Origin of the sequence: Streptosporangium minutum (assembly GCF_002149035.1) — a bacterium.
In the GTDB taxonomy this organism is placed as follows: Bacteria; Actinomycetota; Actinomycetes; order Streptosporangiales; family Streptosporangiaceae; genus Streptosporangium; species Streptosporangium minutum.
Genome location: NZ_NGFP01000049.1, coordinates 17301 through 41367 on the forward strand (window position 1 = coordinate 17301; position 24067 = coordinate 41367).

At 71.3% G+C, this 24067-nt stretch carries 19 protein-coding genes; 14 read left to right on the top strand and 5 right to left on the bottom strand.

Going from position 1 to position 24067, the window contains the following annotated elements; translation table 11 throughout:
- The first annotated feature begins 67 nt into the window (after window positions 1–67).
- From valS to CA984_RS13410, 7 genes are all read left to right on the top strand, one after another.
- Window positions 68–2605, top strand: a complete 2538-nt coding sequence (gene valS, locus CA984_RS13380; protein WP_086571799.1) for a valine--tRNA ligase — start codon at window positions 68–70, stop codon at window positions 2603–2605.
- A 258-nt stretch (window positions 2606–2863) separates the two neighbouring features.
- The gene (locus CA984_RS13385) at window positions 2864–4144 is read left to right on the top strand and encodes an AI-2E family transporter (RefSeq protein ID WP_086571801.1); all 1281 of its coding nucleotides are present in this window, start codon (window positions 2864–2866) and stop codon (window positions 4142–4144) included.
- An 11-nt stretch (window positions 4145–4155) separates the two neighbouring features.
- Window positions 4156–4710 (top strand): PaaI family thioesterase, encoded by a 555-nt coding sequence (locus CA984_RS13390; protein WP_086571803.1) that lies wholly within the window; start codon window positions 4156–4158, stop codon window positions 4708–4710.
- A complete protein-coding gene (gene dut / locus CA984_RS13395; RefSeq protein WP_086571805.1) occupies window positions 4707–5150 on the top strand; it encodes a dUTP diphosphatase in 444 nt (147 codons plus the stop codon). Before CA984_RS13390 ends, dut begins: the two co-directional genes overlap by 4 nt.
- Before the next feature lie 109 nt (window positions 5151–5259).
- Window positions 5260–5934, top strand: coding sequence for a DUF3710 domain-containing protein (locus CA984_RS13400; protein WP_086571807.1), 675 nt, complete (start codon window positions 5260–5262; stop codon window positions 5932–5934).
- Between the two features lie 48 nt (window positions 5935–5982).
- Window positions 5983–6375, top strand: coding sequence for an OB-fold nucleic acid binding domain-containing protein (locus CA984_RS13405; protein WP_031159633.1), 393 nt, complete (start codon window positions 5983–5985; stop codon window positions 6373–6375).
- A gap of 33 nt (window positions 6376–6408) precedes the next feature.
- Complete coding sequence (locus tag CA984_RS13410; RefSeq protein WP_086571809.1) at window positions 6409–7074, top strand: DUF3159 domain-containing protein; 666 nt, start codon at window positions 6409–6411, stop codon at window positions 7072–7074.
- Window positions 7075–7178: 104 nt separating this feature from the next.
- Here the strand turns inward: CA984_RS13410 and CA984_RS13415 are convergent, their stop codons facing one another.
- Entirely contained in the window at window positions 7179–7850 is a 672-nt protein-coding gene (locus tag CA984_RS13415) for a potassium channel family protein (RefSeq protein ID WP_031159630.1), read from the bottom strand.
- Window positions 7850–8515: a potassium channel family protein gene (locus tag CA984_RS13420; RefSeq protein WP_086571811.1), complete on the bottom strand. Its 666-nt coding sequence runs from the start codon at window positions 8513–8515 to the stop codon at window positions 7850–7852. The genes CA984_RS13415 and CA984_RS13420 overlap by 1 nt, the downstream gene beginning before the upstream one ends.
- 128 nt (window positions 8516–8643) lie before the next feature.
- Here CA984_RS13420 and CA984_RS13425 point away from each other — a divergent pair, with 128 nt between their 5' ends.
- On the top strand, window positions 8644–10767 hold the full coding sequence (locus tag CA984_RS13425; RefSeq protein ID WP_242675924.1) for an APC family permease: 2124 nt from the start codon (window positions 8644–8646) through the stop codon (window positions 10765–10767).
- Window positions 10768–10828: 61 nt separating this feature from the next.
- On the top strand, window positions 10829–12067 hold the full coding sequence (locus CA984_RS13430; RefSeq protein ID WP_086571815.1) for a class I SAM-dependent RNA methyltransferase: 1239 nt from the start codon (window positions 10829–10831) through the stop codon (window positions 12065–12067).
- Here the strand turns inward: CA984_RS13430 and CA984_RS13435 are convergent.
- The 3 genes from CA984_RS13435 to iscB form a co-directional block, all read right to left on the bottom strand.
- On the bottom strand, window positions 12060–12854 hold the full coding sequence (locus CA984_RS13435; RefSeq protein ID WP_086571817.1) for a Clp protease N-terminal domain-containing protein: 795 nt from the start codon (window positions 12852–12854) through the stop codon (window positions 12060–12062). The genes CA984_RS13430 and CA984_RS13435 overlap by 8 nt on opposite strands.
- 63 nt (window positions 12855–12917) lie before the next feature.
- Window positions 12918–13991 carry a glycoside hydrolase family 18 protein gene (locus tag CA984_RS13440; protein ID WP_086571819.1) on the bottom strand — a complete coding sequence of 358 codons (1074 nt, stop codon included), beginning with the start codon at window positions 13989–13991 and terminating at the stop codon, window positions 12918–12920.
- Between the two features lie 96 nt (window positions 13992–14087).
- On the bottom strand, window positions 14088–15395 hold the full coding sequence (gene iscB / locus CA984_RS13445) for an RNA-guided endonuclease IscB (protein ID WP_086571822.1): 1308 nt from the start codon (window positions 15393–15395) through the stop codon (window positions 14088–14090).
- 488 nt (window positions 15396–15883) lie between these two features.
- Here iscB and CA984_RS13450 point away from each other — a divergent pair, with 488 nt between their 5' ends.
- The 5 genes from CA984_RS13450 to CA984_RS13470 all read left to right on the top strand — a co-directional run bounded on the left by CA984_RS13450 (window position 15884) and on the right by CA984_RS13470 (window position 24009).
- On the top strand, window positions 15884–16807 hold the full coding sequence (locus tag CA984_RS13450; RefSeq protein WP_086571832.1) for an LLM class F420-dependent oxidoreductase: 924 nt from the start codon (window positions 15884–15886) through the stop codon (window positions 16805–16807).
- A 97-nt stretch (window positions 16808–16904) separates the two neighbouring features.
- A complete protein-coding gene (locus tag CA984_RS13455; protein WP_165781227.1) occupies window positions 16905–18446 on the top strand; it encodes a 3' terminal RNA ribose 2'-O-methyltransferase Hen1 in 1542 nt (513 codons plus the stop codon).
- Window positions 18439–20982, top strand: a complete 2544-nt coding sequence (locus CA984_RS13460) for a polynucleotide kinase-phosphatase (protein WP_086571826.1) — start codon at window positions 18439–18441, stop codon at window positions 20980–20982. The genes CA984_RS13455 and CA984_RS13460 overlap by 8 nt, the downstream gene beginning before the upstream one ends.
- 109 nt (window positions 20983–21091) lie before the next feature.
- Complete coding sequence (locus CA984_RS13465) at window positions 21092–22255, top strand: VLRF1 family aeRF1-type release factor (RefSeq protein WP_086571828.1); 1164 nt, start codon at window positions 21092–21094, stop codon at window positions 22253–22255.
- Window positions 22256–22599: 344 nt separating this feature from the next.
- A complete protein-coding gene (locus CA984_RS13470) occupies window positions 22600–24009 on the top strand; it encodes a sugar porter family MFS transporter (protein ID WP_086571830.1) in 1410 nt (469 codons plus the stop codon).
- The last annotated feature ends 58 nt before the right edge of the window (window positions 24010–24067 follow it).

Sequence of the window (24067 nt, forward strand, 5' to 3'; positions counted from 1 at the left end):
TTCGCTCCGCACAGGAACACTAGTCTCCAACAGCGTCGCACCGCGTGAAGCCATACCATAGGGAGGCATGACACAGCAGCGACCGCGCCATGCGCCCATGCCCGAGAAACCGACTCTCGACGGGCTGGAAGCCGTATGCGTAGCCCGCTGGGAGACCGAGGGCACCTACCGTTTCGACAGGTCGCGCACGCGGGACGAGATCTACTCGATCGACACCCCGCCGCCGACCGTCTCCGGGTCCCTGCACGTCGGCCACGTCTTCTCCTACACCCACACCGACACGATCGCCCGTTTCCAGCGCATGCGGGGCCGCGAGGTCTTCTACCCCATGGGCTGGGACGACAACGGACTGCCCACCGAGCGCCGGGTGCAGAACCACTTCGGCGTGCGCTGCGACCCCTCCATCCCCTACGACCCGCGGTTCGAGCCGCCGGACAGGCCCGACGCCAAACGGCAGATCCCCATCTCGCGCCGTAACTTCATCGAGCTGTGCGAGCGGCTCACGATCGAGGACGAGAAGGCGTTCGAGGAGCTCTGGCGCCGCCTGGGCCTGTCGGTGGACTGGTCGCTCACCTACGCCACCATCGACGGCGGCGCGCGGGCCGCCTCCCAGCGCGCGTTCCTGCGCAACCTGGCCCGCGGCGAGGCCTACGTGGCGGAGGCGCCCACGCTGTGGGACGTCACCTTCCGTACGGCCGTCGCCCAGGCCGAGCTGGAGGACCGGGAGTGGCCCGGCGCCTTCCACCGGCTCGGCTTCACCCTCTCCGAGGAGCAGCGGGCCAAGGGGTTCGGCGACCGCGTCTGGATAGAGACGACCCGTCCCGAGCTGATGCCCGCCTGCGTGGCGCTGGTGGCGCACCCCGACGACGAGCGCTACCGGCCGCTGTTCGGGACCACGGTGCGCACGCCGCTGTTCGGCGTCGAGGTGCCGGTGCTGGCCCATCACCTGGCGGAGCCGGACAAGGGCTCGGGAATCGCGATGATCTGCACCTTCGGCGACATCACCGACGTCACCTGGTGGCGCGAGCTGAACCTGCCCACCCGTGCGGTCGTCGGCTGGGACGGCCGGATGCTCCCCGAGGCGCCCGAGGGCGTCCCGGCGGAGCCGTACGCCGAGCTGGCGGGCAGGACCCTGCACGGCGCCCGCGAGCGGATCGTGGAGCTGCTGCGCGGATCCGGCGACATGGAGGGCGAGCCGCGGCCGGTCAAGCGCGCGGTGAAGTTCTACGAGAAGGGCGACCGGCCCCTGGAGATCGTCACCACCCGCCAGTGGTACGTCCGCAACGGCGGGCGCGACCACGCGCTCAGGGACGAGCTGTTGGCGCGCGGCGAGGAGCTGTCCTGGCACCCGCCCCACATGAAGGTCCGCTACGACAACTGGGTGGAGGGCCTGGCGGGCGACTGGCTGATCTCCCGGCAGCGGTTCTTCGGCGTGCCGATCCCGGTGTGGTACCCGCTGGACGGCGCGGGCGAGCCCGACCGCTCCTCGCCGATCGTGCCGGAGGAGTCCACGCTGCCCATCGACCCCTCCAGCGACGTGCCGCCCGGCTACACCGAGGACCAGCGCGGCAAGCCGGGAGGCTTCGCCGGTGACCCGGACGTCATGGACACCTGGGCCACCTCCTCGCTGAGCCCGCAGATCGCGGGCGGCTGGGAGCGGGACGAGGACCTGTTCGAGCGGGTCTTCCCCATGGACCTGCGCCCGCAGGCCCACGAGATCATCCGGACCTGGCTGTTCTCGACGGTGGTCCGGGCGCACCTGGAGCGGGGCACCCTGCCCTGGCGCAACGCCGCGATCTCCGGGTGGATCCTCGACCCGGACCGCAAGAAGATGTCCAAGTCCGTGGGGAACGTCGTCACCCCGCTCGGCCTGCTGGAGCAGTACGGCTCGGACGCGGTCCGCTACTGGGCGGCCCACGGCCGTCCGGGCACCGACACCGCCTTCGACACCGGCCAGATCAAGATCGGCCGCCGCCTGGCGATCAAGATCCTGAACGCCTCCAAATTCGTCCTGAGCCTGGGGGAGGACGGCGGCGAGGTCACCGAGCCGATCGACCTGTCGATGCTGGCCCGGCTGTCGCAGGTGGTCGGAGAGGCCACCGAGGCGTTCGAGGCCTACGACTACACCCGCGCGCTGGAGCGGACCGAGCGGTTCTTCTGGGAGTTCTGCGACGACTACCTGGAGCTGGTCAAGGCCAGGGCCTACGACGGCGGCGCGGCGGCTCGCTCGGCCCACGCGGCGCTGCGCGAGGCGCTGGACGTCATGCTCCGGCTGTTCGCCCCCTTCCTGCCGTTCGTCACCGAGGAGGTCTGGTCCTGGTGGCGGGAGGGATCGGTGCACCGGGCGCCCTGGCCCACGCCCTCCGAGCGGGGCGGGGAGGCGGAGCTGCTCCCGGTGGTGGCCACGGTCCTCGGCCGGGTGCGCAAGGCCAAGTCCGACGCCAGACTGTCGATGCGCGGCGAGGTCTCCCGGCTGACCGTCACCGGCGCCCAGGCCGACCTCGTACGGCAGGCGCAGGACGACCTGTGCGGCGCGGGCGTCATCGAGGAGTTCGTGCTCCGGCCCGGCGAGGGCGACCTGCTGGTGGAGGTCACCCTGACCTGATCCCACACAAGTCTGTCCTCCCGGTCGGGCGGTCCTGCCGTACGGTCGGAACACGACAGGTGAGGGGAGGACAGGACATGACTCCAGGCTGCGGTAGCTGCAGCTGCTACCTCGACGACAGGGTGATCTCCCGGCCGCCGCAGGAGCGCTGATCCGGGCCGCACGACGCGGGGAGGGGCCGGTCATCCCGGCCCCTCCTTTTCGTATCCGGCCGATAACCCCGCGCATTGTCGGCCGCGGCGTGACAGTCTGGAAAGCGTGATCTCCGATCGGGAACGTCTGACGCAGTTGGTGCCGCGCACGCTGCTCCGCCTGGCCGCGTGGAGCCTGTGCCTGATCATCATCGGCTGGGCCGTCTTCTACTTCGCGCAGTTCATCGCGACGCTGCGCATCGTGGTCCTGCCCGTGGCCATCGCGCTGTTACTCACCGCGCTGCTGTTCCCGGTCACCCGCAGGCTCCGGGCGACGGGCATGCGGCCGATCTACGCCACATGGGTCACCCTGCTCATCGCGCTCGCGGTGCTGGGCGGCATCGGCTGGTTCATCGGGGTGCGGGCCAACGACGAGTTCCCCGGACTGGTCGACCAGGTCCGGGCGACCTCCAAGACCGTGGAGGACTGGCTCTACACCGGGCCGCTGCACCTGCAGCCCAGCCAGCTCAGCAAGTGGATCGACGAGATCGCCGTCCAGGTCACCACGCAGCGCAACCAGATCACCCAGACGGTGCTCACCGGCGCCACCGTGGCGCTGGAGGTGCTGGCCTCCATCGTGCTGCTGCTGTTCGTCACGTTCTTCCTGCTCAAGGACGGCGACCGGATCTGGTCGTGGTTCCTGCGGGCCTTCGGGGAGACCGCGCCTCGCGTGGACCGGGCCGGGCGGGCCGCCTGGGTGACGCTCTCGCACTACGTCCAGGGCACGGTCGCGGTGGCCGCCGTGCACGGCGTGATCATGGGCATCGTGCTCGCCGGGATGGGCGTGCCGCTCTGGGCGCCACTGGCGGTGGTGATCTTCCTGGCCAGCTTCATCCCCATCGTCGGCATCTTCTTCGCCGGCGCGGTCGCGACCCTGGTCACCCTCGGCGCCAAGGGCCCGATCTACGCCCTGATCTTCCTGGGCATCCTGGTGGTGGAGCAGCAGCTGGAGAACCACGTGCTCCAGCCGCTGATCGTCGGCCGGGCGCTGAGCTTCCACCCGCTGGCCATCATCCTGGTGCTGGCCGTGGGCGGCATCCTGGCGGGCATCGCCGGGGCGGCGGTGGCGGTGCCGGTCGCCGCCGTGATCTACCGGGCTCTGCCCGAGCTCAGCAGTGATCCGCCGATGGCGCTGCCCGCCGTACCCGAGCCGCCCGAACCGCCGGAGCGGGACGGGTCGTCGGAGCCGCCCGAACCGCCGGAGCAGGACGGGCCGTCGGAGCAGGACGGGCCGTCGGAGCCGGACGAGTCGCCGGGGCGCGACGAGTCGCAGGGGCGGGACCAGCCGGCCGGGGGCGCCGAGCCCTTCGTGCCCGTGAATGAGGGATCACCGCAGCCCAAGGGGTAACGTTCTGCTCCGTGACCCGTTCCACCGTAACAACCCCTCCCCCGGGAGCGACCCGGCCGCAGGCGCACCCCGGCGCGCCCGCTCCCGGCACCCCGCTCGGCCCGCACTACAGCCGCTGCTTCGGCTGCGGCGACCAGCATCCGACCGGCCTGCACCTGAAGGCCACCTCGCCTGACGGGACCACGGTGGTCGCCGAGTTCACCGTGGGGGAGGCGCACCAGGGTGCGCCGGGCCTGGCCCACGGCGGTGTGCTGGCCGCGGCGATGGACGAGGTCATCGGCATGTCCATCTGGCTCTTCCAGCGCCCCTACGTCACCGGACGGCTGGAGACCGACTATCTGGCGCCGGTCCCGGTCGGCACCACCCTGCATCTGCGCGCCTGGTGCACCGGGATGTCCGGCCGGAAGGCGTACCTTGAGGCTGAGGGGCGGATCGGCTCCCCGGACGGCCCGGTCGCCGTGCGAGCCGCCGCGCTCTTCATCGAGGTTGGCATGGAACACTTCGCCAAGCACGGTGATGCCCAGGCCATCATCGACGAACATCACGAGTACGAGGTGAATCCGTGACCGACAACGTCGAGGTGCTGATCCACCGGCTCGACGCCGGGCTGCCGTTGCCGTCCTACGCCCATCCGGGCGACGCGGGCGCGGATCTCCACGCCGCCGAGGACGTCGAACTGCTCCCCGGGGAGCGGGTCATGGTGGGCACCGGGGTGGCGATCGCCCTGCCCGATGGTTATGCCGCGTTCGTCCACCCGCGTTCCGGCCTGGCCACCAAGCACGGTGTGACGCTCGTGAACGCGCCCGGCACCGTGGACGCGGGCTACCGGGGCGAGATCAAAGTGACGCTGCTCAACACCGACACCAAGGACGCGCTACGGCTGCGCAGGGGGGATCGCATCGCGCAGCTCGTGATCCAGCGGGTGGAGAAGGCGGTGTTCCACGAGGTGGACCGGCTGCCCGGATCGGCGCGAGGCGCCGGCGGGTTCGGCTCCACCGGACGTTGACAGGGAGCGAACCCGACGGAGCGAGCGGAGTGGACGGTGAGGGACGGGCCGGCCGCGAAGCGAGCGAGGAGTGGTGAGCGACCAGCGAATCTCAAGGAGCGTGAGGAAAGTGTTCGGACGTCGCCGTCGCGAGGAGTCCCCGGCCGTGGCCGAGGAGGTCGAGAAGGTCGAGCAGGTGCAGGCCCGTGAGTCCGGTCCGTGGGACTCGGGTGAGCCCTGTTCCGAGCGGGAGCGGGTCGATCTGGGCGGTATGCGCCTGCCGGTCGACCCCGGTTTCGAGGTGCAGCTCAACCTGGCCGGTGACCACATCGTCGGTGCGGTCATCATGGTCGGTGAGAGCGCCCTTCAGGTGCACGCGTTCGCGGCGCCCAAGCGCAACGGCATCTGGGACGAGGTGCGGGACGAGCTCGCCGAGGGCGTCAAGGGTGCCGGCGGCACCGCCGAGGAGCGGGAGGGGCCGTTCGGCGTCGAGCTGGCGGCCCGGGTCCCGGCGGACGGGGTCGCCCAGCCGGTCCGCTACATCGGTGTCGACGGCCCGCGCTGGTTCCTCCGGGCGGTGATCAGCGGGCGTGCCGCGCTGGACGCCGAGGCGGCCGCGACGCTGGAGGGCGTGATCCGCGACATCGTGGTGGTCCGCGGAGACGAGCCGATGGCCCCCAAGGAGGCGATCGAGCTGCGGCTTCCGCCGGAGGCCAGGCAGGCCATGGAGCAGCAGGCCGCCGGAGGCGACGTGCCCGACCTCAACCCCTTCAAGCGCGGTCCGGAGATAGCCGAGCTTCGCTGACGTGGGGGATCGCGTACGCTGATTCGACACGTATGTGAAGGAGAGGTCGTGGGTTCTCAGGAACCGCATAAACAGGGCGGATTTCGGGGCTTTTTCCGGCGGCTGACGACGAGTCAGGCCGAGCTGGAAGCCAGCGAACTCCAGCAGGACCTCGATCGTCATGGCGCCACCCCCATCGTCTCGTGCGGCGGGCGCCGCCGGTTCTGCGTTACCGGTACGCTACGGACCGTGACCTTGCGGCCCCGTGGGGGCGCGCCCGCGCTTGAGGCGGAGCTCTATGACGGTTCGGATGTGATCGACCTGATCTGGCTGGGCCGCCGGAGGATCGCCGGGATCGAACCGGGCCGGATGGTGCTGGCCGAGGGGCTCGTCAGCGTGCAGGATGGGCGCAAGGTGATGTTCAATCCTCGATACGAACTACGTCCGGCGGGCGGTGCGTGAGCCATTGACGACCACAGAACGGTGAGCGAGAACATGACCACCACCGATGAGACCGTCGCGCACGACACGGTGGAGGCGGCGATGCGCGTTCAGCTCGCCAAGGCCTTCGGGGGAGTGCGCGGCATCATCGAGGCAGCCGTGCCCACGATCACCTTCACCGGGATGTGGATCGGCACCTCCGACCTGAGGATGTCCCTGGTCGTCAGCATCTCGGCGGCGGTGCTGCTGCTGGTCGTGCGGCTGCTGCAGCGCTCCTCGCCGCAGTTCGTGATCAACAGTCTGATCGGCATCGGCATCGGCGCGTTCTTCGCCTCTCGCACCGGCGACGCCCGTGACGTCTACCTGCCCGGCATCCTCTACAACGCCGGCTACTCGGTGGCGATGCTGCTGTCGATCGTCACCCGGTGGCCCCTGGTGGGCTTCCTGATCGGGTCCGTCACCGGCGACCCGACGGGCTGGCGCAAGGACCCGGCCGTCGTGCGGCTCTGCTCCAGGCTCACCTGGATGCTGATGATCCCGTGCGTGGTCCGGGTGGCCGTGCAGCTGCCCGTCTACCTGATCGGCGGGAACGACGCGGTCGCCGAGCTGGGCATCCTGAAGATCGTGATGGGCTGGCCGCTCCAGGTCGCGGCCCTCGCCGCCATGGTGTGGCTGCTGACCAGAGGCCGGACCCCGGTCCGGCCGCCCGCCATTCCCTGAAACGGACGCCATTCCCTGAAACGGGTGTCGGATCCTGAAGCAGACGCCGGATCCGGGACGGGCGCCGGTCCCGTACGGCATGCCGTACGGGACCGGCGCCCGTCTCAGTGGATGGACCGGTGCGCGGACAGGAGGCGGGCCAGTTCCTCCTCGACCTCCTGGCTGGCCACGAACATCAGCTCGTCCCCGGCCTCCAGCGGGTCGTCGGCGGTGGGCACCAGCACCCGCCCCTCGCGGAGGATCGCGACCAGGGCGGTGTCGGTCGGCCACGGCACCGAACCGGCGCGCTGGCCGACGACCGGCGCGTCCTCGGGCAGGGTGAGCTCCACCAGGTTGGCCTGCCCCTGACGGAAGGTCATCAGCCGGACCAGGTCGCCGACGCTCACCGCCTCCTCGACCAGCGCGCTCAGCAGGCGGGGGGTCGAGACGGCCACGTCCACGCCCCACGACTCGTTGAACAGCCACTCGTTCTTGGGGTGGTTGATCCTGGCGACCACGCGCGGCACGCCGTACTCCGTCTTGGCCAGCAGCGACACGACGAGGTTGACCTTGTCGTCGCCGCTGGCGGCGACGACCACGTGGCAGTCGGCCAGAGCCGCCTCGTCCAGCGAGGAGATCTCGCAGGCGTCGGCGAGCAGCCACTCCGCGCGCGGCACCGTGTCGATCTTGATGGCCTTGGGGTCGATGTCGATGAGCAGGACCTCGTGGCCGTTCTCCAGGAGCTCGGCGGCGATCGACCTGCCGACGGCTCCGGCACCCGCGATGGTGACGCGCATCAGTGGCCCTCCTCCGGCGCACCGGACAGCACCTTGTTGATGCGGTCCATGTCACTTTCGACCGCCATGACGTGCAGGATGTCGCCCTCCTGCACCACGGAGTCGCTCTTGGGCAGCAGGGTCTCGCCCATCCGGTTGACGAACGCCATGCGCGTGCCCGCGGCCTCCTCCAGGTCCTTGCTCCTGGTGCCGATCCAGCCGGGGTGGTAGGCCACCTCGGCCAGCACGACGGACCCGGTCGGGTCGCGCCACAGCGGCTCGGCCCCCTCGGGCAGCACCCTGCGCAGGATCTGGTCGGCGGTCCAGCGGACCGTGGCGACGGTGGGGATGCCCAGCCGCTGGTAGACCTCGGCGCGCCGGGAGTCGTAGATGCGGGCCACCACGTTGTCCACGCCGAACGTCTCGCGTGCGACCCGGGCGGAGATGATGTTGGAGTTGTCGCCGCTGCTCACCGCCACGTAGGCGCCCGCCGACCCGATCCCGGCCTCTTCCAGGACGTCCCGGTCGAAGCCGATCCCGGTGACCCGGCGACCGCGGAAGCCGGCCCGCAGGCGGCGAAAGGCCTGCGGGTCCCGGTCGATGATCGCGACCGAGTGGCCGCTGTCCTCAAGGATGTGCGCCAGGGTCGAACCCACTCGGCCACACCCCATGATCACGATATGCATGCTCCCCCGCCGGTCGCGTTGAGGCGGATCTTCTTCCCGATGTACTTAGCCAGTATGGCCCGCTCAGGGAGTGCCGTGTCAGCGGGGCGGACGGATGGGGACTAGCATCGACAGACGTGTCAAAGGTGATGGACCTTGTCAAGCGCCTGTTCATCGGGCGGGCGCTGCGCAGCACGCAGCTGCATGAGCAATTGCTCCCCAAACGCATCGCATTGCCGGTTTTCGCAAGCGACGCGCTCTCCTCGGTGGCCTACGCCCCGCAGGAGATCCTCGTCATCCTCTCCATCGCCGGCCTCTCGTTCTACAGCTTCGCCCCGTGGGTCGCCGTCGCCGTCGTCGTCGTGATGCTCACGGTCGTGGCGTCCTACCGGCAGAACGTGCACGCCTATCCCAGCGGCGGCGGCGACTACGAGGTGGCCACCGTCAACCTCGGCCAGAACGCCGGCCTCACCGTCGCCAGCGCCCTGATGGTCGACTACGTCCTCACCGTCGCGGTGTCGGTGGCCAACGGCGTCGACTACGTCGGCGCCACGATCCCCTACGTCGCCGAGCACAAGCCGCTGGTCGCGATAGCCATCGTCGTCCTGCTGACGCTGGTCAACCTCCGCGGCATCCGCGAGTCCGGCGGAGCCTTCGCGATCCCCACCTACGCCTTCATGTTCGCGGTCATCGGCCTGATCGTGTGGGGCGGCTTCCGGCTGCTCGTGCTCGGCGACGAACTGCGCGCCCCCACCGCCGGCTACGAGATCCTCGCCGAGCAGGCCAACATGACGTCCTTCGCGGCGGCCTTCCTCATCCTGCGGGCGTTCTCCTCCGGCTGCGCCGCGCTCACCGGCGTGGAGGCGATCAGCAACGGCGTGCCCGCCTTCCGCAAGCCCAAGAGCAAGAACGCCGCGACCACGCTGCTGATGATGGGCCTGGTCTCGGTCGTCATGTTCGTGGGCATCATCTCGCTCGGCATGGCCTCCGGCGTCAAGCTCGCCGACCCCGCCAGGGCCGCCTACGACGTGCTCATCGACGGCAGGCCCGCGGGGCCCGACTACTACCAGCAGCCGATCATCGCCCAGGTCGCCGAGGCGGTCTTCGGCCACGGCTCGCTGTTCTTCTTCGCCATCGCCGCGGTCACCGCGCTGATCCTCTTCCTCGCGGCCAACACCGCCTTCAATGGGTTCCCGGTGCTCGGCTCCATCCTGGCCCAGGACCGTTTCCTCCCCCGCCAGCTGCACACCCGGGGTGACCGGCTGGCCTTCTCCAACGGCATCATCTTCCTGGCCGCCGCCGCGTGCCTGCTGCTGTGGGGCTTCGATGCCGACGTCAGCCGCCTGCTCAACCTCTACATCGTGGGCGTCTTCGTGTCGTTCACGCTGAGCCAGATCGGCATGGTCCGGCACTGGACCCGGCATCTGAAGACCGAGACCGACTCCTCGGTCCGCCAGCAGATGAGACGTTCGCGGGCCATCAACTTCTTCGGCGGCGTCATGACCGGCGTGGTGCTGGTGGTCGTGCTGCTCACCAAGTTCACCCACGGCGCGTGGATCGTCTGCGTGGCCATGCCGCTGCTGTTCCTGATGATGAAGGCCATCCACCGCCACTACGAGAAGGTGGCCCGCGAGCTCGCCGTCTCCGAGGACGCCCAGATGGACGAGTCGATGCTGCCGGCCCGCAACCACGCCGTCGTCCTGGTCTCCAAGATCCACAAGCCGACCCTGCGCGCTCTCGCCTACGCCCGCGCCACCCGGCCCTCGACCCTGGAGGCGCTCACCGTGGGCGTGGAGGGCGAGGAGGCCCGCGCCCTGCAGGAGGAGTGGGAGCGGCGGGGCATCCCGGTGCCGCTGAAGATGCTCGACTCGCCCTACCGCGAGATCACCCGGCCGATCCTGGAGTACGTCAAGTCGCTGCGCCGCCGCTCGCCCCGCGACGTGGTGACCGTCTACATCCCCGAGTACGTCGTCGGCCACTGGTGGGAGCACCTGCTGCACAACCAGAGCGCGCTGCGGCTCAAGGGCCGGCTGCTCTTCCAGCCCGGAGTGATGGTCACCAGCGTGCCCTGGCAGCTCCACTCCTCCGATCGCCTCAAGGGCCGCCCCGAGCGCTACGCCCCCAACGCCGTCCGCCGCCGGCATCGTGAGGCGCCCGCGGGGGAGGCGCGCCACGATGAGGCGCTCCGGGAGGAGGAGGCCGCCGTGGAGGAGGCCGTCCGCGACGCGGTGGTCCGTGACGAGATGGCCCGGGGCGAGGACGGCAAGGCATAACCTTTCGTATGTACTCCTGACGACAGGGAGGCTCGACGACGACGGACTGTGGGGGCATGGCATGGCGGTTGAACTGACGGTGGGACCGGTCGCGCACGGCGGCTGGTGTGTCGCCCGCCACGACGGCCGGGTGGTCTTCGTACGGCACGCGCTCCCCGGCGAGCGCGTCCTCGCGGAGATCACCGAGGAGACCAGCCGTTTCCTGCGGGCCGACGCCGTCGAGATCCTGGAGCCCTCCGCCGACCGGGTGACCCCGCCGTGCCCGTTCGCCGGGCCCGGCCGCTGCGGAGGCTGCGACTGGCAGCACGCCTCCCTCGACGCCCAGCGCCTGTTGAAGACCGACGTGGTCGCCGAGCAGCTCAGGCGGCTGGCCGGAATCGAGTGGAAGGGCGTCGTCGAGGAGGTGCCCGGCGCCCCCGACGGCCTCGGCTGGCGCACCCGCGTGCAGTTCGCCGTCGACCGTGAGGGCGTCCTCGGCCTGCGCCGTCACCGCTCCCACGACATCCAGCCGGTGGACGCCTGCCTGATCGCCCATCCGGAGGTGGAGAACGTCGGCGCCGAGGTCATGAACTGGCGCAACGCCTCCTCGGTCGAGGTCATCGCCTCCAGCGCCGGGGAGCAGGCCGTCGTGGTCGCCCCCCGGCCCCGCCGTACGGTGGCCGTGCCCGACCTCGACACGAGCGTGGCCGTCTTCGTCGACGAGGGCAAGGGCCGCACCCGCGTGGTCCACGGCCGCAACCACCTCACCGAGCGCGTCGGCGACCGGGACTTCCAGGTCACCGGGAGCGGTTTCTGGCAGGTCCACCCGGGCGCCGCGGCCACGCTGCTCGCCACGGTCCTGGAGTTCGCCGCCCCGCAGCCGGGGGAGTGGGCCCTGGACCTCTACTGCGGTGTCGGCCTGTTCGCCGCGGGCCTGGCCGAGGCCGTCGGCCCCGAGGGCGCCGTGTTCGGCGTCGAGTCCGAGGCCGTGGCCGTGCGCGACGCCGAACGCAACCTCCGTGACCTGCCCCAGGCCCGCTTCGCCCGGGGCCGCGTCGAGAACGCCCTCGACCGCTTCGGCATCGAGCGCGCCGACCTGGTCGTCGTCGACCCGCCCCGGGCCGGTCTGGGACGCGACGTCGTCGGCCGCATCGCCACCCTCCAGGCCGGCCGCATCGTCTACGTCTCCTGCGACCCGGCCACCCTCGCCCGTGACATCGCCTGGCTCGCCGACCACGGCTACAGCCTCGCCGACCTGCGCGCCTTCGACGCCTTCCCGATGACCCACCACGTGGAGTGCGTGGCCCTGCTGGTCAAATAGCCGATCCGGCTTCCGGCCGGCGCTGTCCCTCGTCGCCGCCGAGCCGTTCCTCCAGCCGTTCCAGCCTCTGGAGGATCGGCTGCAGTTCCTGGCGGATGGCGGTGGACAGGGCCGCGGCCGGGGTGGCCGGGGCCGCCGCGGCGGTGCCGGCCTGGCCCTGCGCCCGGAGGTGGACGTAGCCGGCCAGGGCGGCCGTGACGGTGCGGCGGGTCAGCCGCGGCTCGGCGCCGAGACCCCGCAGGAGCTGACCGGCGGCCCCGTCGGGTTCGCCGATCAGCCCGAGCAGGAGGTGCTCGCAGCCGACGTAGTTGTGCCCCATGCCGGTCGCGTCGGTGACCGTCAGCTCCAGGGCTCCCGCTGCGGATCCGCTGAACCGGAGCGGGGCGCCGTCCGGTGGTCCGGCGGGAGGCGCCGCGGGGGCCAGCCGGTCCAGCTCGCGCCGTACCTGCTCGGGGTCGATCTCCATGGCGCGCAGGATGTGCAGGGCCAGGTTGCCGCCCTCGGCCAGCATGCCGCTCAGCAGGTGCTCGGTGCCGACCTCGGCGGCCCCCTCGGCGCGTGCCTGCTCCACCGCGAGCTTGACCGCGGTGCGGGTCCGATCGGTGAAATGCGTGAAGCGGGCCGTCGGGTCGTCGAGGTCGGGGGCGCTCAGCGCCGTCTCCCGGATGGCGGTGACCCGCCGTACGGCCTGCTCCAGGGCGCGCTGGCAGATGGCCGAGACCGGCACGCCCGCCTCCTTGACGGCTTCGGCCAGTTCGTCGGGCAGATAGACATTGATCTTCGGCATTGGCCCCCCTGTGGGGTTAGTGAAGGGTTATAACCCAGTTATAACCCCGCCTGGGGGGCCTGTCTAGCGGGACATGGCCGTCAGCAGCCGGGCGACGTCGGAGGTGGGGGCGGCGCCCCGGGTGGACAGCCAGGCCAGCCCGTTGCGGGCGGTGAAGGCGACGAGCTTGCGGGCGTCGGCCGCGGTGAGATCCCGGGAGCCGGCCAGGACGGGGGTGAGGGCGATCCGGTGCCAGGCGGTGGGCACGCCCAGGGAGCGGGCGACCTGGGCGTGGGCGGCGCGGACGGCCGAGGCGACGGGCCGCAGGTCCGCCTGGCCGGCGGGGGTGCGCCAGACCGGGGCGAGGAGGTTGACGGCGGTGATCTCGACGCCCGCCTGCCGGCTGGCGCGGAGCATCGCCTCGTCGCGGGGGGCCAGGCCGGTCCTGGTCACCGGCAGGGTGAAGCTCACGGTGAGCGGACGGCCCCGCGCGGCGGCCTCGCGCTGGAGGGCCGTGATCGCGCCGGCGCGGCGCAGGACGGTCTCGTCGTCACCCGGATCCTGGACCTCGAAGTCGATGTAGGTGGCGCCGAAGGCTCCGACCGCCCGGCGGTAGGCGGCGGTGAGGCGGCCGAGGTCGGTGCAGGCGGCGGCCAGCTCGCGGCCGGCCGGACCGCCGAAGGCGAGACCGGCGTCGCCGCCGGCCGCGCGCAGGCGACCCAGGCGGTTGGCGACCGGATTGCCGTCCTGCTCCTGCCCGCCGCCCCACTCGGGCGTGCAGCCGCGCTGCCCGGCGGTGAGGTGCCCGAGGGTGAACCAGCGGACGTTGCTCTGCCGGGCGGCCCTGGTCAGGTTGTAGAGCGGATCGCGGACGGTGTCCACGAACGTCACGAAACCCGACGGGCGGACGCCGGCGGGGGAGGGCGCCGGTCCGGGCGCCCGGTCGGCCGCGGGCCGGGTGGTCAGATGAGGCGGGCTGACCCTGACGTGGGGCGCCTGGCCGGCCCGCGCCCAGCCGCCGGTCTCGGCGGGCAGCACCCAGATGGCGAGGCCGGTGCCGGCGACGAGCGCGGCCGACGCGAGCGCGACCAGGGATCGGGGCGGGGTGCCCGGCTCGCGGGTCCGGCGGGTGGCGGAGCGGTCTGTCGCCACCGACATCGGATTCACCAGAATCTGCCGAGGACGCCCCGGTCTTCAGGCCGGGGAGGAATCGGGAGCGGGAGGGCCGCCAAGGCCCGAGCGTGTCCTGGCCGGTCAGTCATTTCGATCAGCTTCTTTCTGAGTCGTGTAGCCGTAGCCGTCCGCGCGCTGAAGATGACGGACATGCCTGTGGTTGATCCCGGCGACGCGACCGTGCCGGGTAGTGACGTCGAACGAGCCGGAGGATCGGACCAGGACTCGCCCGACGTGAACCCCGGCTTTCTTGCCTGTCGGGACGTTCGCCCGGACCAGGTCGCCGGTTTGGAAGCCGTGGTGCAATTTGATCCGTGGCCGGAGGAGGCGGGGGAACCCGTATCGGTCGGGGGTGGTGCGGGCGTAGGTACCGCGCCCGGTCGCCGTGACCACCAGGACCGTGGACGGCCAGCCGATCACGGTCTCCAGGTGGCCGACGTGCAGCGCGTCCAACGCGTGCGACTTGGCGGCGCCGGTGCGAGAGCGGTTCCACCTGGTGCGTCCGCCCGACGCCGTCGCGATCGGCAGGCCGGTCGCCTCCAGCGCCCGCCACAGTGCCCACCGGGTGGCGTTGACGGCGGCGGCGTCGCGCAGCGGAGCCTTGACCTGCCTGAGGATCGTCGCCAGCAGGGCGGGCCTGGCTTTGAGGAACTCCTCCACGGGGGTGGCGTTCTTGGTCTGGTTGCACGGGACGCAGGCCACGGTCAGGTTGCTGATCCGATCGGAGCCACCTCGGGAGCGCGGATGGATGTGGTCGATGTTCAGCGGCGCCCCGGAGATTCCGCAGTACGCGCACGCCCGGCCCCATTTGGCCAGTAGGTATTCGCGCACCTCGTACCCGACGAGGGTGCCCCGCTGGTACTCCGCTCCTGCAAGCGGCCTACCGGCCGACAGGGTATGCGTGTCGAACGCGACCCGCTCCACATGCACGGCGCTGACGGGTGCCCAGCGCCTCAGGCGGCCCACCCACGACATGGTGGTGTCCACGCGGTGTTTCAGGGACGGCGCGAGCCACCCCTTGGGTTTGGTGCGGTTGTTGAATCGGGGCGCGCGGTAGCGCAGGTTCCGGGACCTACGTCCCCGGCGCAGCGCAGCCCGCGAGGCGAGCCTGTCGCCGATCGCTGCGCCTCGGTGGTCGAGCTGGAGCGCGTACCTGCCGGTACGGCTCCCGCCGTGCTCGGTGAACACGGCAATGCCGGTGTGCTTGCTGCCGGGGTCTATGCCGACGTGCACGCCTGCGACGGTGGAGCCGGCGGCGGTGCGGTCCTTGAGACGGATGACGAACGGGGTGTGACGGTGAACCACAGCCCGGCCTGAGCGCAGGAGTTTCCGCGCGTAGGCCGGGCTCGTGGGCTGTAGCGGTTGGCCGTGCTTGTCGAGGACGAACACGACCGGGTGGGCTGAACTGCCCGCTCCCTCCCCGGCCGAAGCCAGGTCGGGGTGACGCCGAGCGGACCGGGTGCCGGTCCGCTCGGTCTCCCCTCGCCCATGTTGAACACCAGGTACCGCCGTGTGGCGGTGTCCATGAGCCGTTTCGTCCCGACCCTGCGGGGTGTCTGCTCCCACGGATTCCAGAGCGGCAGACTGAGGAAGCACCTGCCGGTGGGTCTGCTGTCTTGTGTTCAACGTAGCCATCAAAACGCACCTCCTTGAGCTGATGGCTGGGGCTGGTCAACATGGGGCCATCGGTGCGCGGTGCGGCGCCTCAAGCCCCGGCCTTCAGACCGGGGTCGTTGACCTTCTCGACGACATCGAATGGTCGCGGAGAGTGTTCGATCCGTTACCAAGCGGACCGAAAGTTTGAACGTTAGCAAGCGGCCGCGACACCGCGCGGGCTTTCTGTGGATGCCGTCCGGAGTGCCCGGATAATGGGGTTCATGAAGTTGAGGATCTTCACCGAACCGCAGCAGGGTGCCACCTACGACGAGCTGCTGGCGGTCGCGCAGGCCGCCGAACGTCTGGGTTTCGACGCCTTCTTCCGTTCCGACCACTACATGCGGATCGGGCCGGGCGACCCCGGTCCCGGCCCCACCGACGCCTGGGTGACCCTCGCGGCTCTGGCCAGGGAGACCTCCACCCTCAGGCTCGGCACCCTGGTCACCCCGGTCACCTTCCGGTTGCCCGGCCCGCTGGCGATCAGCGTGGCCCAGGTGGACCAGATGAGCGGGGGCCGGGTCGAGCTGGGCCTGGGCACCGGCTGGTTCGACGCCGAACACACCGCGTACGGGATCCCGTTCCCGCCCGTGGGCGAGAGGTTCGGCCGGTTCGAGGAGCAGCTGGAGATCCTCACCGGCCTCTGGACCACGCCCGCGGGCGAGACGTTCTCATTCGAGGGCGCCCACTACCGGCTGGCGGACTCGCCCGCGCTGCCCAAGCCCGTGCAGAGCCCCAGACCGCCGATCATCATCGGCGGGTTCGGGGCCAAGCGCACCCCCCGGCTGGCCGCGCGGTTCGCCGACGAGTACAACCTGCCCTTCCACACCCTGGACGACACCGGGCTGGCCTACGGCCGGATCCGGCAGGCGTGCGAGGCGGAGGGACGTTCGCAGATCGTGCTCTCGGCGGCCCAGACCGTCGCCGTCGGCGCCGATGACGCCGAGATCGCGCGCCGGGCCGAGGCGGCCGGACAGGATCTCGCCGCGCTCCGCACGAGCGGTCTGGCGGGCACCCCCGCCGAGGTGGTCGACAAGATCGGCCGGTTCGCCGAGCTGGGCGCCGAGCGGATCTACCTCCAGGTGATGGACCTGTCGGACCTGGACCACCTGGAGCTCATCGCCGCCGAGGTCCTGCCCCACGTGTAGGCCGTGGGCCTCCACGCCGACGACGCCGGAGCCGGCAGGCTCCCGGCGTCGTCTAACCGATGGCGCACATGATCGGATATCGGGCAGACTGAGCCGGGTGTTGCTCACGATCTCCACGACCGTACGGCCCGCCACCGACCTCGGTTTCCTGCTGCACAAGCACCCGGACCGGGTTCAGGAGTTCGGCCAGTCGTACGGCACGGCCCGCGTCTTCTACCCGGAGGCGGGCGAGGAGCGCTGCACGGCGGCGCTGATGCTCGATGTCGACCCGGTCCGCCTGGTGCGCTCGCGCGGCCGGTCCACCCCCGACTACGCGCTGGGCCAGTACGTCAACGACCGGCCCTACGCCGCGTCGTCGCTGCTGGCCGTGGCGCTGGCGGACGTGTTCCGCACGGCCCGCACCGGCCGCTGCGACAGCCGTCCGGAACTGGCCGCCGGCCCCATCCCGCTGGAGATCACGCTGCCCGTGCTGCCCTGCCGGGGCGGTCCCGAGATGGCCCACCGGTTCTTCGGACCGCTGGGCTGGACGGTCGAGGCCCAGGCCGTACCGCTGGACGAGGGGTTCCCCGAGTGGGGCGACTCCCGTTACGTACGGCTGTCGCTGCGCGGCGAGGTACGGCTGGCCGACGCGCTCAACCACCTCTACGTGCTGCTGCCGGTGCTCGACGACGCCAAGCACTACTGGATCGCCTCCGACGAGGTGGACAAGCTGATCCGGGCGGGCGAGTCCTGGCTGGCCGCCCACCCCGACAGGAGCCTGATCACCCGCCGCTACCTCGGCCGCCGCTGGGCCCTCGCCCGCACCGCCTTCGCCCGCCTGGCCGAGCTCGGGGACGACGTGGAGGAGGACCTCGAACCTCCCGTCGAGGAGGATCCCGCGGCCGACCCCGGGCCGCCGGCGGACGCGCCCCCCTCGGAGGAGCCCGCAGGCGAGCTTCCGGCGGTGCCCGCCGGTGAGCCTCCGGCGGCGCCCGCAGGGGAGGCGCCGGGGGAGCGGGAGGCCGCCCCCAAGCGGCCCCTGAACGTCCTGCGCCGGGAGGCGGTGCTCGAGGCGCTGGCGGAGTCCGGGGCGCACAGCGTCATCGACCTGGGATGCGGGTCCGGGCAGCTGGTCGGGGCGCTGCTGGACAGGCCGGAGTTCACCAAGGTGGCCGGGGTGGACGTGTCGGCGCAGGCGCTGGCGATCGCCGCCAGGCGGTTGAGGCTCGACCGGATGCCCGACCGCCGGCGGGAACGGCTGCAGCTGTTCCAGGGGGCGCTGACCTACACCGACGACCGGTTCGCCGGATACGACGCCGCCGTTCTCATGGAGGTCGTCGAGCACGTCGACCCGCCGCGGCTGAACGCGCTGGAGCGGGTCGTCTTCGGCGCCGCCCGGCCGGGGCACGTGATCGTGACGACCCCCAACGCCGAGTACAACGTGCGCTACGACTTCCTGGAGGGCATGCGCCACCCCGACCACCGCTTCGAGTGGACGCGGGCGGAGTTCCAGGCGTGGGCGGCGGAGGTCTGCCGCGAGTACGGCTACCACGTCGCCTTCCGGCCGGTCGGCGACGACGACCCCGAGCTGGGGCCGCCCACCCAGATGGCCCTGTTCGGCAGGGGAAGCGCCGCGAACGCGGGAGGCGGAGATGACTGAGATCGCTGTGCCGGAGATGTCGCTGGTCGTGCTCGTCGGAGTGTCGGGGAGCGGCAAGTCGACCTTCGCCCGCAAGCACTTCGCACCGACCCAGGTGGTCTCCTCGGACTTCTGCCGGGGCCTGGTGGCCGACGACGAGAACGACCAGACCGCCACCCCCGACGCCTTCGACGTGCTCAACTACATCGTCGGCACCCGGCTGCGGCGGGGCCTGCTCACGGTCGTGGACGCCACCAACGTCCAGTGGGACGCGCGCAAGAAGCTGATCGAGCTCGCCAAGTCCCACGACGTGCTGGTCGACGCGATCGTCATGGACGTGCCGGAGGAGGTGGCGGCCGAGCGGAACGAGGCCAGGCCCGACCGGGACTTCGGCCCCCATGTGATCCGGCGGCAGCACAAGGACCTGCGGCGGTCCATGGCGAAGATCTCCCGGGACGGCTTCCGCCGGGTCCACGTGCTGCGGGGGGCCGACGAGATCGAGGCCGCCACGGTCGTCCGGGAGAAGGCGTGGTCCGACCGGCGTGAGCTGACCGGGCCGTTCGACATCATCGGCGACGTGCACGGATGCCGCGCCGAGCTGGAGACGCTGCTGCGCACCCTGGGCTGGGAGATCGAGCCCGGCGCCACGGGCGCGACCCATCCCGAGGGCAGGACGGCGGTGTTCGTCGGCGACCTGGTGGACCGGGGCCCGGACTCGCCGGGCGTGCTCCGGCTGGTCATGGGCATGGTCGCGGCCGGGACCGCGCTGTGCGTGTCGGGCAACCACGAGCAGAAGCTGGCCCGCGCGCTCAACGGCCGCAAGGTCAGGGTCGCCCACGGGCTGCAGGAGTCGCTGGACCAGCTCGCCGCCGAGCCCGAGGAGTTCCGGACGGCCGCCCTGGCCTTCATGGACGGGCTGATCAGCCACTACCAGCTCGACGGCGGCAGGCTCGTCGTCGCGCACGCCGGGCTGAAGGAGGCCTACCACGGCCGCGCCTCGGGCCGGGTGCGCTCCTTCGCGCTGTACGGCGACACCACCGGTGAGACCGACGAGTACGGCCTGCCGGTGCGCTACCCCTGGGCACGGGAGTACCGGGGCCGGGCCATGGTCGTCTACGGTCACACCCCCGTCCCCGAGACCGAGTGGATCAACAACACGATCTGCCTGGACACCGGGGTCGTGTTCGGCGGGAGGCTGACCGCGCTGCGCTACCCGGCCAAGGAGATCGTCTCGGTGCCCGCCGAGAAGGTCTGGTACGAGTCGGTCAGGCCGTTCGCCGCCCCGGGCCACCGCGACCCCGGCGTGCTCTCCATCGAGGACGTCCGGGGCACCCAGCACATCGAGGTGCGCCACGGCGGCGGCCGCATCAAGGTCCGGGAGGAGAACTCGGCCGCGGCGCTGGAGATCATGAGCCGGTTCGCGGTCGATCCGCGCTGGCTGGTCTACCTTCCCCCGACGATGGCGCCGCCGGAGACCTCCAGGCTCGACGGCTACCTGGAGCACCCGGCCGAGGCGTTCGAGGAGTTCGCGGCCGCCGGGATCACCCGGGTCGTGTGCGAGGAGAAGCACATGGGCTCGCGGGCGGTGGCCGTACTGGCCAGGAGCCCGCAGGCGGCGGCGGCGCGGTTCGGGGTCGCCGACGGCACCGCCGGAGCGGTCTACACCCGGACGGGCAGGCCGTTCTTCGCCGACACCACCGAGCTGGTGGACCGGCTCAGGCGGGCCTGCGCACCCCTCATGGACGAGCTGGGATCGGACTGGCTCGCACTCGACTGCGAGCTGCTGCCCTGGTCGGCCAAGGCGGAGGGGCTGATCCGCAGCCAGTACGCGTCGGTCGGGGCCGCGGCCCGCACCGCGCTGCCGGAGGCGGTCGCCGTCCTGGAGGCGGCGGCGGGGCGCGGGCTGGATGTGGGCGATCTGCTGGACCGCACCCGCCGCCGCCTTACCAACGCTGCCCGGTTCCGGGACGCGTACGCGCGTTACTGCTGGCCGGTCTCCGGCCTGGACGGCGTACGGCTGGCGCCGTTCCAGGTCCTCGCCTGCGAGGGCCGGGCGACCGCCGCGCGGGAGCCGCACTCCTGGCACCTGGACGTGCTCTCCCGGCTCGCCGATCCGCTGATCGCGCCCACCCGGCACGTCTCCGTCGACCTGGCCTCGCAGGAGTCCAGGGACGCCGCGACCGCCTGGTGGTCGGCGCTGACCGCCGAGGGCGGGGAGGGCATGGTGGTCAAGCCGCTGGAGTGGCCGGGCCGCGAGGGGGCGCACGGGCGGGGCGGCGGAACGGGCGCGGCCGTGCCCGAGGGCCGGGTGCAGCCGGGGATCAAGGTGCGCGGGCGGGAGTACCTGCGGATCATCTACGGCCCCGACTACACCGAGAGCCTGGAGGTCCTGCGCCGCCGTTTCCTGGGCCGCAAGCGCTCCCTCGCCCTGCGGGAGCACGCCCTCGGCCTGGAGTCGCTGTCCAGGCTGGCCGACGGCGAGCCGCTGTGGCGGGTGCACGAGGCGGTCTTCGCCGTTCTCGCACTGGAGTCCGAGCCGGTGGACCCGCGTCTGTGACCTCCGGGTAAAGACAGGTGAAGCAGGAAGGCATTTTCCCGATTGGGTCGATCGCTCCCCCCATACAGGTCCATATCGTTGGAGGCCGGACCATCAGGGGGGGAACGTCGTGAGATTCGATCGTGCGGCTCTGCGGGAAGTCGTCGCCATCCACGACGACCAGGGGGTTCTGTCGTTCTACGTGACCGCCGACCCCCGGGAGGAGGCGGCGGTCCGGCCCGCCTGGCGGATCCGTTTCGGCAACCAGCTCACCGAACTGCGGGAGCAGGTCATGGCCGACGGGGACCGGGCGCGGCGGACGGCCGTCCTCAAAAGGCTGGAAGGGCTCGACCAGGATCTCGGGCTGCTGCTCAACCCGACCGAGTCCGGGCTGGGGCGGGTGCTGTACGCCCCGATCGGCAGTGACGAGGTGTGGACCTTCTCCTTCCAGCTGCCGGTCGCCGACCAGATCGTGCTGGAGTCGACCGCCTACGTCCGCCCGCTGGTCAACACGGTCGAGACCGCGCCGCCGGCCGGGATCGTGCTCGTCTCCCGGGACGGACTGCGCATGATCGACTACCGGTACGGCATGGCCGAGGACGCCGACAGGAAATACTTCGAGGTCAGCGCCGAGGACTGGCGGCAGATGCGCGGCCCCGCCGCCTCGGAGCTCGCCCGGCAGGGCGCGGCGCACCGGGACAGGTTCGAGCGCCGGGTCGAGGACAACCTCACCAGGCTGCTGCGCGCCACCGTGCCGGACATCACCGAGCAGGCCGAGAGCCGGGGCTGGACCACGGTCGTGCTGATCGGCGACGTCCAGCTGACCGAGGTCGTGGCGGCGGAGCTGAACGGCGACGTCATCCAGATCGACGCGGTGGTGGACTCGCTGCCCCCGGCGAAGATCGCCGAGTATGCGGAACCCCAGCTGCTGGCCGCCCGGACCCGGCGCGGCGTCGAGCTGGCGGAGCGGGTCAAGGACGCCGCCCTGTCCGGCGGGCGCGGGGCCCTCGGCCTGGAGGAGACACTCACCGGGCTCAACGAGAGCCGGGTGGCTCAGCTCCTGCTGGCCGAATCCCGCGAGTGGAGCGGCAGCCGTACCGCCGGCGGATGGCTCTGCCCGCCCGGCCAGGTGCCGCAGGGGGAGACGGCGCAGTCGCTCGTGCAGGAGCCCAGGATGGGGGAGCGCATGATCGAGCGCACTCTGGACATCGACGCCGAGGTGATCGTCCTGGACCAGAAGGCCTCCGAGGCCCTCGCCGACTTCGACGGGGTCGCCGCGGTCCTGCGCTGGTAGGAGAGACGAGTCCCCCAGGCGGATGCCCGCACCTCTTCCCGGGGCTTCCCGGGGCCGGGCCTCTCGCCGTCCCGGGCCGCCGGTCGCGGGCGGGATCCCGCGACGGCCGCGCGGCTCGTGACGGCGGTGCGCGGCCCGGGACGATCACGCGCGGCGCGCGGCGCCCGGACGCGGGTCCCGTGACGAGAGCCGCGCTGATCCACGGCGAGACGCTGTGAGACACTCTTCATTAAGTCGAATTATGTTTTCGCAGCTCATGACATGAACAGCCCCCCGAACCGGATCGGGTGCGATCTCCTGTGCCGATCCAGGGATACCTACGTTCTTCGGGGGAAAGGACGGTCATGGTCGGTACCGCTTCTTCGGGCACTTCCAGTGAGCATCTCGGGCATGTCGTCTTCATCACCGCGGCGGCGGCACTGGGCGGGTTCCTCTTCGGTTACGACAGCGCGGTCATCAACGGCGCCGTCACCGGAATCCAGAAGCACTTCGGCGTCGGCCCTGTCCAGATCGGCGTCGTGGTGGCCATCGCGCTGCTGGGCTCGGCGGTCGGCGCGTGGATCGCCGGAAGCATAGCCGACCGCTGGGGGCGCACCAGGACCATGCAGGTGGCCGCGCTCCTGTTCGCGGTCAGCTCCGTCGGCCAGGCGCTGCCGTTCGCGATCTGGGACCTGGCCTTCTGGCGGGTGCTCGCCGGCGTCGGGATCGGCATGGCCTCGGTGATCGGGCCCGCCTACATCGCCGAGGTCGCCCCGCCGGCCTACCGGGGGCGCCTGGGATCCTTCCAGCAGCTCGCGATCGTGCTGGGCATCGCGGTCTCCCAGCTCGTCAACTACGCGATCGCGCAGACGGCCGGGGGCAACGTCAACAACGTGCTGTTCGGGCTGCAGGCCTGGCAGTGGATGCTCGGAGCCTGCCTGATCCCCGCCCTGCTGTACCTGCTCTTCTCGACGATCATTCCCGAGTCGCCGCGCTTCCTCATCGCGGTGGGGAAGACGGACCTGGCGCGCCAGGTGCTCAGGGAGGTCGAAGGCGACAAGATCGACCTGGACGCGCGGGTGACGGAGATCTACAACCTGCTGCGCAGCGAGCGCCCGCCCCGGATACGGGACCTGCGCGGCCCGGCGCTGGGACTGCTGCCGATCGTCTGGATCGGCATCCTGCTCTCGGTCTTCCAGCAGTTCGTCGGCATCAACGTCATCTTCTACTACTCCGCGTCGCTGTGGCAGTCGGTCGGCATCAACCAGAGCGACTCACTGCTGATCAGCTTCTCCACCTCGATCATCAACATCATCGGCACCTTCATCGCCATCGCGCTGGTCGACCGGATCGGCCGCAGGCCGCTGCTGCTGATCGGTTCCGCGGGCATGGCGATCGCGCTCGCCACGGCCGCGTGGGCGTTCAGCGCGGGGGTCCGCACCGGCGAGGCCGTCAGGCTGCCGGAGACGCAGGGCACCGTCGCCCTGGTCGCCGCACACGTCTTCGTGCTGTTCTTCGCGCTGTCGTGGGGTGTCGTCGTCTGGGTGCTGCTCGGCGAGATGTTCCCCAACAGGATCAGGGCCGCCGCGCTGTCGGTGGCCGCCGCGGCCCAGTGGGTGGCCAACTGGCTGATCACCGTCTCGTTCCCGTCCCTGGCGGCGTGGAACCTGTCCGGAGCCTACGTGGGCTACGCCTTCTTCGCCGTGCTGTCCTTCGTCTTCGTGCTGTTCAAGGTGAGGGAGACCAAGGGGCGCAGGCTGGAGGAGATGGGGTAGGACCGTGCCGATGCCTCCCGTGAACCCCGCGCCCCGGCGCGTTCCGCGCCTCCCCCGC